Genomic DNA, 12,487 nt, shown 5'->3' with positions numbered 1-12,487 from the left:
GCTCGGCGCGCAGCGCCGCGGCGGACTCCCTGGCCAGCACCGCCAGCCGCCGGCTGACCCGGGACAAGGCCTGTTCGAACGCCTCGGCCTTGGCGGCGGCGCGCGCGTTGTCCGGGTGCGCCGCGTCGCGGCCGCCCTCTTCGGCCACGCGGGCGCTCGCGGCCCGCCGGTACAGGCTGACGTGCTTGTCGCGAGCGCGGCGGACCCTCGTGTGCAGGTCCATGGCCGCGTCCTGGTCGAGCCCGGCCAGCGCGCCCGGCTCGGTCTGCGCGACCAGCAGGCGCTCGCGGTCATTGAGTGCCGCACGCAACGACGCGTTCATCTGTACTCCCGGATCCCGGACGCCAGGTCACGGGCTCGGCCCAGGCCGCCTGGCCCTGTTTCCCACGATCGCGTGGCAGGAATCGGCCCGCCTCATGCGGAAGGGGTGAACCGGGCGAGGTCAGGACGGATCGACGGACTAAGGCGTCAGGGCAGCCACGAGACGTGCGGCGCCAGCAGCGCGTAGCCGACGAACGCCACCGAGTTGATCAGCACGTGCGCGATGATCATGGGGTTCGACCGCTTCCAGCGGAAGAACAGCGCCCCGAAGACGACGCCCATGACCGCGTTGCCGATAAAAGCGCCGAAACCCTGGGTCAGGTGGTAGGTGCCGCGGAATACGGCGGCGATCGCGACCGCGCGCGCGGGGCTCACGCCGAGCAGCCGGAGCCTGCTGAGCAGGTATCCGATGACAAGCACCTCCTCGAGCAGGCCGTCCTGCAGCGCCGACAGCAGGAGCACGGGGATCCGCCACCAGACGTCCGGCAGGCCCTGGGCGACGATGTCCAGGGCGATGCCGGCCTTGAACGCGAGGATGTAAAAGCCCAGGCCGGTCCCGCCGATCACCGCGGCGAGCCCCGCGCCGCGCAGCAGGTCACGCCCGGGCTGTGAGCGGTCGACCCCGATCGAGGCGGGCCGTTCGCCGTTCCTGGCAAGCAGGTAGAAGACGAGCACCACCGGCCCCAGGCCGCTCGCGATGCTGACCAGCTGCAGGAACAGGTCGAGCCACGGGCGCCCCGGCGCCTGACTGAAGTTGAGCACCGCGTGCTGGTCGCTGAGCGCCTGGCGTTCGGTCACCGAGCCGATGAACGAGACGACCGCGTGCAGCGCGTTGATGCCGAGCGACACGGCGAACACGCTGATGACCTCCCAGGTCATCAGCGTGCGCGCGCGCCCGGACAGCTGGTTCGACGCATCCGACCAGTCCAGGGCGGCAGCGGCGCCGTCATGCGAGGAGCGCATCGAGGCCGCCCTCCTCGCGTGCCACGGCAGGGAGCGCGCTCACATCCCGATGCTGACCGCCGCACGGCCCGGCCGGATCACCCGGCGTGGATGAGAGGCGCGCTGCCGCCCGGCCATCCTCTCCGGGTGAGGTGCGCCAACCCGCCTGCGGCTACGGTGACGTCCGTGATCGATCGGCTGGTTATCTTCGGCGCGACCGGCGACCTCATGGCACGCTACCTGCTGCCTGGGCTCGGGGCGCTGCAGGCTGCCGGGCAGCTTGGCGACCGGTTCCGGCTGACCGGCGCCGGCCGCGAGGACTGGGACGACCAGCGCTTCAGGGGCTGGGCGTGGTCGCAGCTCGAGCAGCACGCCGGGCACCTGCCGGCCACCGCGCGGCAGGCGGTCGTGTCGGCGTCGTCCTACCGGCAGGCAGACGTCGGCGACCGGCGCAGCGTCGCGGCGGCCGTCTCCGGCGCCGAGCCGCTGGCGGCGTACCTGGCGTTGCCCCCCACGGTTTTCCCCAGCGCGGTCGCGGCCCTGTTCGCCGCCGGACTGCCTGAGGGCAGCCGGATAGTCCTCGAGAAGCCGTTCGGCGAGGACCTGACAAGCGCGGTCGCGCTGAACCACCTGCTCGCCGAGGGCATGTCCGAGCAGGACGTGTTCCGGGTCGATCACTTCCTCGCGATGACGACCGTGCGCAACATCCTCGGCTTCCGGCTGGCCAACCGCGTGGTCGAGCCGATCTGGAACAGCACCCACATCGCCAGGATCGACATCCTGTGGGAGGAGTCGCTGGCGCTGGAGGGCCGGGCCGGCTACTACGACGGCGTGGGCGCGCTGAAGGACATGGTGCAAAACCATCTGCTGCAGCTGTTCTGCCTGGTGGCGATGGAGCCGCCGGTCAGCCTCGGCGAACGTGACCTGCGCGACCGCAAGGTCGACGTGCTGCGCTCGGTGCGCCCGCTCACCGCGGACGACGCGGCGCGGCACACCCGCCGGGCCCGGTACGTCAGCGGTCAGATCGGCGACCGGCGGCTGCCCGCCTACGTCGACGAGGACGGGGTGGACCCGGAATCGCGGACCGAGACGCTCGCCCAGGTTGAGCTGCGGCTTGATAACTGGCGCTGGCCGGATACGATCTTCCGGCTGCGCAGCGGCAAGGCGCTCGGCCGCGACCGCAAGGAGGTCGCGGTGCATTTCCGGCAGGTGCCGCAGCTGCCCTTCTGGAACGTGTCGGCGGCGCCGAACGTGCTGCGGTTCGGACTGGAACCTGAGAGCCTCGCCCTTGAGCTGACCAGCCTGGGACCGTGGACCGGGCGTCTTGCCCCCCTGACGCTGTCCGCCGAGATCAAGCCGCCCGAGCTGCCCGCTTACGCGCACCTGCTGCTCGAGGTGCTGAACCACAATGCCGCCTTGTCGATCCGCGGCGATGAGGCCGAGGAATCCTGGCGCCTCGTGACGCCGGTGCTCGACGCCTGGTCCAAGGACCTGGTGCCGCTGGAGGAGTACCCGGCAGGTTCAGACGGGCTGGGTGAGGCGGCCCCGTTAGGGGTGCGGCCAGCGCCTTACCTTGCCGCTAGGTAACGATCTGACGCTCATCCTTGCATTGCCGCTAGGTAAGGGTTGAGCATAGTCGCAGCCCCCGGGCTGGCGCCAGCCCGGCAGGACGGCACGGGCACGCGAAGGGTGTGATGATGGGCAGGCTGGCGTGGTCGCAGGTGCGGTTCCGCCCCGCCCGGACGCTGGCCCTGCTCATCGGGGTGCTGGTCGCCGCGACCGCGTTCACCGTGCTGACCGCGGCGTCGCGGACCGCGCAGGTGCGCACGGTCGGCAAGGTGTCGGCGAACTTCCAGCCCGCCTACGACATCCTGGTCCGGCCGAAGGGAGCCAGGACCGCTGTCGAGAGCAAGACCGGTACGGTGCAGCCCGATTTCCTGTCGGGCATCTACGGCGGGATCACGATGGCCCAGTGGCATCAGATCGAGCAGGTCCCGGGAGTGGAGGTCGCCGCGCCGATCGCGATGGTCGGTTACGCGGAGCTCAATGCGCTCACGTTCGTGCCGTTGCCCGCCGACGTGCTTGGCCGGTCCGGCCGCCAGCTGTACCGGGCCACCACCACCTGGGTCAGCGACGGCGGCGCCAGCCGCATCACCCAGCCGCCCGGATACCTGTACGTGACGCCGCTGCGACTCACGCAGTCCGCCAACGGCCAATACCTGACCGACGGAACCGGTCCGGGGTGCCCGGCGGCGGGCGTCGTCCTGTCACGGGGAGCGAATCCCTTCGGCACGGCCGGGCAGTCCTATGCACGGTGCTGGTCCCGGGTGAACCAGTCCGACATGCCGCCCTCACCGGGGCCGGCCAGCGACAGCGCGGCTGGCTACTTCGTCACCTGGACTATCCCGGTGCTGATCGCGGCGATCGACCCGGACGCGGAGGCGAAACTGGACGGGCTGAACAAGGCGCTTGTCTCCGGCAGTTACCTGACGGAGAACGAGGGTGCCGACAGCCCGACATTGCCGGTACTGGCCTCCTCCGCCAGCGGCATGAACGAGTATGCGCAGACGATCGTGCAGCAACTGGCGGCCCCGTCGGCGATGCCTGACATGAACGATGCCTGGGAGAGCGCGCAGGCCTCGGCTCCTGGCCGCACGGTGGCCACCGTGCGCACCACGGCCCAGCAGGCCTACAGCGCCGTGATCGACGGGCCGCCGACGACGTTCCTGGGCAGCGCCGCTGGCACTCTCGTTAACGGCTACTGGTCGGTCGGTCCCGTGGACTACCGGTCCACAACGGCCGGGGTGCTGACACCGCGTCAGGTGGTCAACCCCCCGTCGGTCTGGTACACGGGCAGCCTGGCTCGGGTCGCCATGGACGACGAGGACAGCCAGTACCGGACGGTGACCTCGCATCTGACCGGGCAGGCCGCCGGAGCCGACGGCTACGGGCTCGCCCTGATCAAGGTCGCCGGCGTCTTTGACCCGGCTCATATCAAGTCGTTTTCCGCGCTGTCGCAGGTGCCGCTCGGCGACTACCAGCCGGTCGCCGCGGCGCCGGCGAACGCGGCAAGCAGCCGCGCGCTGGCCGGGAACGACCTGCTGCCCAGCCAGAACCTGGGCGGCCTGGTCAGCCAGCCGGTGAACCTGATCACAACGCTGGCCGCGCTGCCGGCGCTTGAGGACAGCCCGGCCTACTCCGGCGTGCCCGCCGCCGATCCGATCAGCGTGATCCGGGTCAAGGTCGCGGGCGTGACCGGGGCGGATGCGCTGTCGCGCGAGCGCATCAGCGCGGTGGCGCAGCAGATCGAGCAGCGCACCGGACTGGACGTGGACATCGTGGCCGGTTCCTCGCCGTCGCCGGTGACCATTGACCTGCCCGCCGGCAAGTTCGGGCAGCCGGCGCTGACGCTGTCCGAGAACTGGGTGAAGGAGGGCGTGGCGCTGGCGATCCTGAACGCGGTGGATAAGACCAGCGTGGCGCTGTACATCTTGATCCTGGTGGTGTGCGTGCTGTTCGTCGGCAACGCCGCGACCGCCGCGGTGCGGGGTCGCCGGCGCGAGCTGGGCGTGCTCGCAGCCGTGGGCTGGCGCCGGTCACGGCTGTTTTCTGCTGTCCTGGGGGAGCTGGCCGGGATCGGCCTGGCGGCCGGGCTGGTGGCTGCGGTGATCGCCGTCCCGATGTCGGCCGCCCTGGGCCTGGACGCCTCGCCGGGATGGGCGCTGCTGGCGGTGCCGGTCGCGGTCGTGGTGGCGGTGGCGGGGGGCCTGGGGCCGGCCTGGGCGGCGGCGCGGGCGGACCCGGTCAGTTCGGTCCGGCCGCCGGTGCTCGCGGTTCGCCGCGCGCACCAGCCCGGCGGGATCACCGCGCTGGCGGCGCTCAACGTGACCCGTACCCCTGGGCGCACCCTGATCGGGGTGGTCAGCCTGGCCGTGGGCGTCGCCGCGCTGACGCTGCTGACCGCGGTCAGCTTCGCCTTCCGCGGGGTGATCGTCGGGTCGCTGCTCGGCGACGCGATCGCGGTGCAGGTCCGGGGCGTGGACTACATCGCCGCCGGGGCGACGGTCGCCCTGGGCGTGCTCGCGGTCGCCGACGTGGTGTTCCTGAACGTCACCGAACGGGCGGCTGAACTGGCCACCATCCGGAGCTTCGGGTGGCGCGACCGCACGCTGGCCCGGCTGGTGATCACCGAGGGCGCGATCATCGGCGTCACCGGGTCGCTGGCCGGCGCCGGGCTCGGGCTGGCCGCCGCGGCCTGGTTCGCCGGGCAGCTGCCCGCCCGGCTGATAGCCATCGCGGCCGCCGCCGCAGCGGCCGGGGTCATCGTCACCGCGGCGGCCGCGCTGCTGCCCGCCGCGCTGCTGCGCCGCCTGCCCGCCGCCCACCTGCTCGCCGAGGAATAACGACCATGACCGCCCCTGCCCCAGGCACCAGCGCGCTCGAGCTGCACGCGGTGAGCAAGCGCTACGGCACCGGCCAGGGCGGGCAGGTCACCGCCGCCGACGAGGTCACCTTCACCATCGAGGCCGGCGCGTACGTCGCGCTGACCGGCGCCTCAGGCTCGGGCAAGTCAACGCTGCTGCACATGATCGGCGCGCTCGAACGGCCCGACTCCGGCACCATCGCCGTCAACGGCACCGAGGTCACCGGGCTGCGTGGCAACGCCCTGGCCGACTACCGGCGCACCGTCGGCTTCGTGTTCCAGCGCTACAACCTGCTGCCCGCACTGACCGCCCTGGACAACGTGCTCGCGCCGGTGCTGCCGTACCGCACCACCTGGGACAAGCGCGACCGGGCCACGCAGCTGCTGGCGGCAGTCGGCCTGGCCGGGCGCGAGCGCTCCCTGCCCGCACGCATGTCCGGCGGCGAACAGCAGCGGATCGCCATCGCCCGCGCCCTGATCAACACCCCCGCGCTACTGCTCGCCGACGAGCCCACGGGCAACCTGGACTCCGCCACCGCCACCGAGATCCTGGACCTGCTCGCCCGGCTGCGCGCCGAGCACCACATCACGATCCTGCTCGCCTCACACGACCCGCAGATCGCCGCCAGATCCGAACGGCTGATCCGGCTCCGTGACGGCGCGGTCATCGACGACATCCAGCTCACCAGGGACGGCCCGGCGCAGGACATCATCCGGCACATCGGCCAGCTGGGCTAAGTTCGCGGCCAGCTGGCCCAGCGCCGCGGTGCGCGCGGCCGTCCAGCCGGGCGGGGGGATGATGGCCGCCCAGGCGGCGGCGCCCTGGAGCATGCCGTACGTGTGGCCGTGGCCGGGCGGCACCGCCGTCGCCAGCGCGAGGTCGGCCGCGACCTGCCAGAACGTCACGAGCGGATACCAGTGCATGGCGCTGGACACATCGGGTGGCGTGGGTCCGCGCAGCCAGTCCGGCTGGTGGAAGGCCAGCGACCACGACCACCACACGATCGGGTCGGAGGCGTTCTGCAGGTAGACGACCCGAGGCTGCTTCCAGCCCGCGGTGACGGCGAGCTCGGCCGGCGTGGAGCCGAAGCGGACGGTGCCGCCGCCCTGGTACACGGGCAGCCACTCGGGGGTTCCGGGGGCGCGGTCATCGGTGAAGCGGCTCCACAGGGTGTTGCTGTTGGTGGGGCCCACCCAGAGCACCCCCGAGGTCCTGTCGATGATGTCGTCCGTGCCGCTGAACGCGGCCTCTCCGCCGAACGACCCGAGGCTCTCGCCGAAGACGACAAGCTTGGGCCGCCGGCCGGCGGGCAGCTGGTGCCATTTGGCGTAGACCGCGTCGAAGAGGTCGCGCCCGGCTTCTTGCGCCGGCGCCTTGTCGACGATGAACGAGATCCAGCTCGGCAGGTAGGAGTACTGGATGGCGGCGACCGCCGTGTCCCCGCCGTACATGTACTCAAGCGGGTCGATCATGGCCGGGTTCAGCCAGCCGGTGCCTGTCGTGGTGGCCACGACGATGACCTTCCTGTCGAAGGCGCCCGTCCGCTCGAGTTCCCTGACCGCGAGCGCGGACTCGGCCGCTATCGAGTCGGCCGACTTCAGCCCGACGTAGACCCTGATCGGCTCGATGGCGGCAGTCCCGGTGAACGCGCTGATCTGCGCGGCCGTCGGGCCGCCAGCGACGAACGTCCTGCCCTGCCTGCCCAGTGTCGACCAGGGCACGAGCGACTCAGGGCTGCCGGACCGCAGCGCGTCCGTGGGCTGCACCACCCCCGCGGCCGTGCCGTTGTCGATGTCACCGAAGACCGAATTGGCGGCACCGATCGCCAGCCGCGAAAGGACGCCGGTCACCAGGAGGCCGAGCACGACCACGACCACGAGCACCGCCAGCGCGGTCGCGGCGCGGGCGGGTACGACGCGGCCGAGCAGCCGGGCCACCCAGCGGACAAGCTGCCGCAGCCCGCGCGCCACCGTGACGATGGCCAGCCCGATCAGCAGCGACACGATGACGACGAGCACGTAGCTGGCCTCGCTCGGCTGGCTCGCGTCGACCAGCTCCCTGATCTGGTGCTGCCACTCGGCACCGAGCACGCCGAACAACGGGACAAGGACCGCGGTGGCGAGAGCCAGCACCCACCAGGCACCGCGGCGGACCGGCGGATCGGCACGCCACGGGATCAGCGACCTGAGCAGCCAGCCGACGAAGGCGCCGACGCCGTAGCCGATGGCCACGGTCACGCCGGACATCACCGCCTGCAGGTACCACACGCGGGGCAGCAGCGACGGCGTAAGCGACAGGCAGTAGAAGAACAACGCGCAGGTCAGGCCCGCCGCGCTGAACCGTGCCAGGTAGCGGCGCGTCCGGGTGAACCGCCAGCGGGGCGGCTGCGCGACCGCGGCACGCGGCGGCGGGCCCGGGGCGCGCGGCGGTCCGGTGGGTTCCCGGGGTGGCGGGGGGCCGGGCGCCTGCACGGGAATTCCCTGGGGTGGCGTCGGCGCGAGCCCGCCCGCCCCGGCCGGGGTCCCCTGCGGGGGCGTCGGCGACAGGCCAGCCTCTTCCGCGCTCATCTCGTCCCCCACGCCCAGACCGCGGCCGACGCGAGCACGCCGAGCGCGTTGGTCGCCCAGTGCAGGCCCGCCGGCGCGAGCAGCGAGCCGCTGCGGCGCCGCAGCTCGCAGAACACCACGCCGCTCAGCCCGGTGAACAGCACGGTTCCCAGCACCGAGATCGCCTGGGCCGAGGGCCCCTTCCCGACCGCGTCGCCGATCGCCTCGTTGTCGGTGGCCAGCGACAGCGACGGGAGCACATGCCACAAGCCGAACAGCACGGACGAGCCGATCGTCGCCGTCGCCGTGCCGCGCAGGCGGCGCAGCAGGCCCCACAGCACACCGCGGAAGGCGACCTCCTCGAGCAGCACGGTGCCGACGGGAATGAGCACGAAGGCGGTCAGCAGCGCGCTCCCCCAGCCCAGGTGGTAGCGGCTGTCGCGGAACGCGTCCCTCGTGAGCGGAAGCGCCGCGCCGACCGCGAACACCGCGGCCACGGCGGCTATCTCGACGGCGGCCCAGCGGGCCCCCCGGTACCAGGTTCCCCGGCCCAGGCCCAGTTCGCCCCAGCTGAGCCCGGCGAGCCGGGCGAGGGCGAGCAGCCCGGCGGCGCACACGGGCCCGAGCACCAGCACGGCATGCGCCACCTTGATGTCGGCAACGTTGACACAGGCAAGCACCGCGACGACCACGACCACCGCCGCACCCGGGCTCACCCGGATAGTCCGCGCCAACTCCTGCCCCCTCCCGCCACGGAGCCGCGGAGCCCCATGCTGCCCGGCCGGGCGAACTCGCAACTCACCCGTTCGGGATGAAAAGCTCAGTGCCCGCCGCTGCTGTAGTGGGGCAGCAGGCCGAGTCCGGTAAGGCCCTGCAGGAAGAGGTTGACGCCGACGCCGGCGAGCAGCAGGCCGAGCAGCCGGGACAGCACCTCGCGGACGACCGCGTGCATGCGCCGCACCAGCGGCCCGAGCAGCAGGAAACATACGAGGTCGATAGCGGCGACGGCCACGTAGCTGGCCGCCACGACCGAGCGCCACCCCCAGCCGGCCCCGCTCAGCGATTCCACCAGCACGGCCGACACGCCCAGCGGCGTGACGACGTAGGGAAGCACGAGCGCGCGGAACCCGGTGGAGACGGGGTGCGCGGGAGTGCCGTCAGGCTGCTCCCCGCCGCCCTCGTCAAAGAGGCGGACCCCGAAGACCAGCGTGACCGCGTAGATGAAGAAGATGCTCCCACCGGCGAGCTCGACGGCCTGGTAGCTGATGTGGAAGAACGTGGTCAGCCACGGCGCCGTCAGCGCGCATGCCACGCCGACGGCCGCCGCCGCGATGCTCGACGTCGCGGCCAGGAAGCGGATCTCGCGCGATGACAGCCGGCGCGTGGCCGCCTCAAAGGAGAGCAGGATCTTCTGCGGTCCGAGCAGGGCGAGGAACGTCGCGAAGACGTCGGCGAAGTTGATGCTTCCCATAGCCCGATGATGCCCGGCCTGCTCGCTCTTTGTAACTAGACGAATACTCATCGCACATCCGGGACGGCTCTTCCTTCTGACGTGAGCACCAGCTACCACCGGTACACTCGGGCGGGTAGCGCGTGACGATCCGAGACCCCCCGCCCGCTGCGCGCGGGACCACTGAAACCACCCGTCGTCCGGATCTGCGCCGACTGTTCCGTGCTTCACAGGGAACTTTTCATACGCAATTCGAACCTAGCGCAGGGTGCCGGCCGTTGTCTGGTGGGAAGCGCTGCGTCGCCGCAGACCGATCGCTAGACGGCAGACGGCCGGTGGGAGGGATCGCCCGATGAGTGACGACGACTGGCCGAAGGGCTGGTACAGGGACGAGAAGCCGTCCGGCAGCACGCCCGAACCCGGCATGACCGTGCCCGGCGTCGGGGCGCCCGGCGTCGGGGCGCCCGCACCGGCGACCTGGCCGGCGCAGCCGCCACCGGTTTCTGAACCCGCTCCTGGCCTGCCGCCCGCCCAGGGCCGGCCCCGCGGCGGGCGCCGATGGCGATTCTGGGGACAGCCGGGCCGGCGCGGGCGGCGCATAGCGCTGATCGGCGCATCGCTCGTGGTGATCCTGATCGCCGCGGTTGCCGGCTCGTACTTCTGGCTGAACGGCAAGCTGAACCACTCGGTCACGCTGCCGGCGTTCACCGGGCAGTCGGCCGGGCAGAACTGGCTGATCGTCGGCTCTGACACCCGCGACGGGCTTACCACCAAGCAGATCATCGAGTACCACGTCGGATTCGACTTCGGGACCGCGAACTCCGACTCGCTGATGCTGCTGCACATCGGCAGCGGCAGGCCGGTGCTGATCAGCATCCCCCGCGACTCGTACGTGCCGATCCCTGGGTACGGCTGGAACAAGATCAACGCGGCGCTCGCCTTCGGCGGGCCGTCGCTGCTCGTCCAGACCGTGGAGAACGTGACCGGGCTGCGGATCAACCACTACATGGGGATCGGCTTCGGCGGGCTGGTCAGCGTGGTGAACGAAGTCGGCGGCGTGCGCATCTGCCTCCCGGCCCCGCTGAAGGACACGGACTCCGGCGTCAACCTCAAGGCCGGGTGCCAGAACCTGAACGGCCAACAGGCGCTCGCCTTCGTTCGGGATCGTCATTCGTTTGCCGACGAGGACCTGCAGCGCATGCAAGACCAGCGGGCGTTCCTTAAGGCTCTTCTTGACAAGGCCACCAGCCCGGGCGTGTACCTCAACCCGTTCACGGCGCTGCCGTTCGCCTCGACCTCGGCGAGCTCCATCTCCGTCGACAACGGCACGAGCCTGTATGACCTGGTGCAGGCGGCGCTCGCGCTGCGCGACCCGCTGACCGGCACCGTGCCGATCGCCAACCCGAACTACGTGACGTCCAACGCGGGCGACGCGGTGCAGTGGAACCAGGCCGAGGCCCTGGAGCTGTTCGCCGCGCTGCAGAAGAACAAGCCCGTTCCTTCCGGCCTGCTGAGCGGGACGACCATCGGGTGAGGGCCGGTTTGAGCAGCGCCGTTTTGGTGTATCTGTACCTATAAAGGAAGGTCTTGACACCGAGGCAGGACAGTGCTGCACCGCGCCCGGCGGGTATCGCGGCGGCACGAGCTGCAGGTAACCGGAGGTCTCATGAACCGCGGCGAGGTTCCCGGACTGGGCGGTGCGGGAACTGTGCTCAACGGGCGCAGGACGGGGCACGGCGGCGAGACCGGCGGCAAGCCGGCTGGCACGCGGGCGAGCCACGGGCTTTCGGCTCGCGAACTAGAGGTCATGTCGCTGATAGCCGGCGGGCACACCAACGGCGAGATCGCCGCTCACCTGTTCCTCGCGGAGAAGACCGTCAAGAATCACGTCCGGCGCATTTACTCCAAGCTCGGGGTCGACTCCCGCCCGGAGGCGATCGCGCACTGGCTGGCCACGCGGGCCCCGGCCCGCCGCTGAGCGTCCGGTTACTCGCCGCGGAGCGTACGCTGAGGGAAGGCGACAGGTCATCCCCAGAGTTCATTCAGGTTATTCTCAGCGAAACAGGCGATCATTTCGACATGGACATGCCGGTCAGCGACGTGCGGACACAGCCTGACGCGAGGCTGCTTGTCGTGGAGGATGAGCCGAACATCCTCGAGCTCCTCTCGGCGAGCCTGCGCTACGCCGGTTTCGATGTGATCACCGCCGCGGGCGGCACCGAGGCGGTGCAGGCCGCGCAGCGGCATCGCCCGGACCTGATCGTCCTGGACGTCATGCTCCCCGACATGGACGGGTTCGACGTGATCCGGCGGCTGCGCGGCGGCGGCGCCCGGGTCCCTGTCGTCTTCCTCACCGCCCGCGACGGCACCGACGACAAGATCCGCGGCCTGACCCTTGGCGGCGACGACTACGTCACCAAGCCGTTCTCGCTTGAAGAGGTCATCGCGCGGATCAAGGCGGTGCTGCGGCGCACCCGCGGTGACGGCGTGGAGCCGACGCCGCGGCTGAAGTTCGCCGACCTGGAGCTTGACGAGGAGAGCCACGAGGTCTGGCGGGGCGGCGACCAGGTGCAGCTGTCCCCCACCGAGTTCAAGCTGCTGCGGTATTTCATGAGCAACGCCAACCGCGTGCTGTCCAAGATGCAGATCCTGGACCACGTCTGGGACTACGACTTCCGCGGCGACACCGGGATCGTGGAGTCGTACGTCTCCGTGCTCCGCCGCAAGATCGACACCAAGGAGCCCCGGCTGATCCATACGCTGCGCGGCGTCGGCTACGTGCTGCGGCTCCCGTCCTCGTAGGC

The 12,487-nt window shown here is 71.1% G+C and carries 10 protein-coding genes and 1 pseudogene; 6 read left to right on the top strand and 5 right to left on the bottom strand.

Annotated features, from left to right (window positions below; all coding sequences use genetic code 11):
- Both Q1N79_RS12185 and Q1N79_RS12180 read right to left on the bottom strand, forming a co-directional pair.
- A partial coding sequence (locus Q1N79_RS12185) for a hypothetical protein (RefSeq protein WP_300608448.1) occupies nucleotides 1-322 on the bottom strand: 322 nt, incomplete at its 3' end.
- 146 nt (nucleotides 323-468) lie between these two features.
- Complete coding sequence (locus Q1N79_RS12180; protein WP_300608445.1) at nucleotides 469-1,284, bottom strand: CPBP family intramembrane glutamic endopeptidase; 816 nt, start codon at nucleotides 1,282-1,284, stop codon at nucleotides 469-471.
- 165 nt (nucleotides 1,285-1,449) lie between these two features.
- Here Q1N79_RS12180 and Q1N79_RS12175 point away from each other — a divergent pair, with 165 nt between their 5' ends.
- The 3 genes from Q1N79_RS12175 to Q1N79_RS12165 all read left to right on the top strand — a co-directional run bounded on the left by Q1N79_RS12175 (nucleotide 1,450) and on the right by Q1N79_RS12165 (nucleotide 6,424).
- The gene (locus Q1N79_RS12175; RefSeq protein WP_300608442.1) at nucleotides 1,450-2,850 is read left to right on the top strand and encodes a glucose-6-phosphate dehydrogenase; all 1,401 of its coding nucleotides are present in this window, start codon (nucleotides 1,450-1,452) and stop codon (nucleotides 2,848-2,850) included.
- Nucleotides 2,851-2,960: 110 nt separating this feature from the next.
- Nucleotides 2,961-5,666 carry an ABC transporter permease gene (locus Q1N79_RS12170; protein ID WP_300608440.1) on the top strand — a complete coding sequence of 902 codons (2,706 nt, stop codon included), beginning with the start codon at nucleotides 2,961-2,963 and terminating at the stop codon, nucleotides 5,664-5,666.
- A gap of 5 nt (nucleotides 5,667-5,671) precedes the next feature.
- Nucleotides 5,672-6,424 carry an ABC transporter ATP-binding protein gene (locus Q1N79_RS12165; RefSeq protein ID WP_300608437.1) on the top strand — a complete coding sequence of 251 codons (753 nt, stop codon included), beginning with the start codon at nucleotides 5,672-5,674 and terminating at the stop codon, nucleotides 6,422-6,424.
- A 33-nt stretch (nucleotides 6,425-6,457) separates the two neighbouring features.
- Here the strand turns inward: Q1N79_RS12165 and Q1N79_RS12160 are convergent.
- From Q1N79_RS12160 to Q1N79_RS12150, 3 genes and pseudogenes are all read right to left on the bottom strand, one after another.
- A pseudogene (locus Q1N79_RS12160) lies at nucleotides 6,458-8,254 on the bottom strand (alpha/beta hydrolase); the annotation flags it as partial.
- Nucleotides 8,251-8,949 carry a CPBP family intramembrane glutamic endopeptidase gene (locus tag Q1N79_RS12155; RefSeq protein ID WP_300608433.1) on the bottom strand — a complete coding sequence of 233 codons (699 nt, stop codon included), beginning with the start codon at nucleotides 8,947-8,949 and terminating at the stop codon, nucleotides 8,251-8,253. The gene Q1N79_RS12155 and the pseudogene Q1N79_RS12160, both read right to left, overlap by 4 nt.
- A 104-nt stretch (nucleotides 8,950-9,053) precedes the next feature.
- Nucleotides 9,054-9,704: a MarC family protein gene (locus Q1N79_RS12150; protein ID WP_300608430.1), complete on the bottom strand. Its 651-nt coding sequence runs from the start codon at nucleotides 9,702-9,704 to the stop codon at nucleotides 9,054-9,056.
- A gap of 331 nt (nucleotides 9,705-10,035) precedes the next feature.
- On the opposite strand from Q1N79_RS12150, the gene Q1N79_RS12145 reads away from it, so the two are divergent.
- The 3 genes from Q1N79_RS12145 (at nucleotide 10,036) to Q1N79_RS12135 (ending at nucleotide 12,485) form a co-directional block, all read left to right on the top strand.
- Nucleotides 10,036-11,217 (top strand): LCP family protein, encoded by a 1,182-nt coding sequence (locus tag Q1N79_RS12145; protein ID WP_300608427.1) that lies wholly within the window; start codon nucleotides 10,036-10,038, stop codon nucleotides 11,215-11,217.
- Between the two features lie 132 nt (nucleotides 11,218-11,349).
- A complete protein-coding gene (locus Q1N79_RS30665) occupies nucleotides 11,350-11,661 on the top strand; it encodes a LuxR C-terminal-related transcriptional regulator (protein WP_367185063.1) in 312 nt (103 codons plus the stop codon).
- 101 nt (nucleotides 11,662-11,762) lie between these two features.
- Nucleotides 11,763-12,485, top strand: a complete 723-nt coding sequence (locus Q1N79_RS12135; protein WP_300608425.1) for a response regulator transcription factor — start codon at nucleotides 11,763-11,765, stop codon at nucleotides 12,483-12,485.
- Nucleotides 12,486-12,487 lie beyond the last annotated feature (2 nt).

Source organism: Trebonia sp., from assembly GCF_030042015.1.
Taxonomy (GTDB): Bacteria; Actinomycetota; Actinomycetes; order Streptosporangiales; family Streptosporangiaceae; genus Trebonia.
The sequence above is the reverse complement of the archived record's forward strand: the minus strand, read 5'-3'. Positions and strand labels throughout refer to the sequence as shown.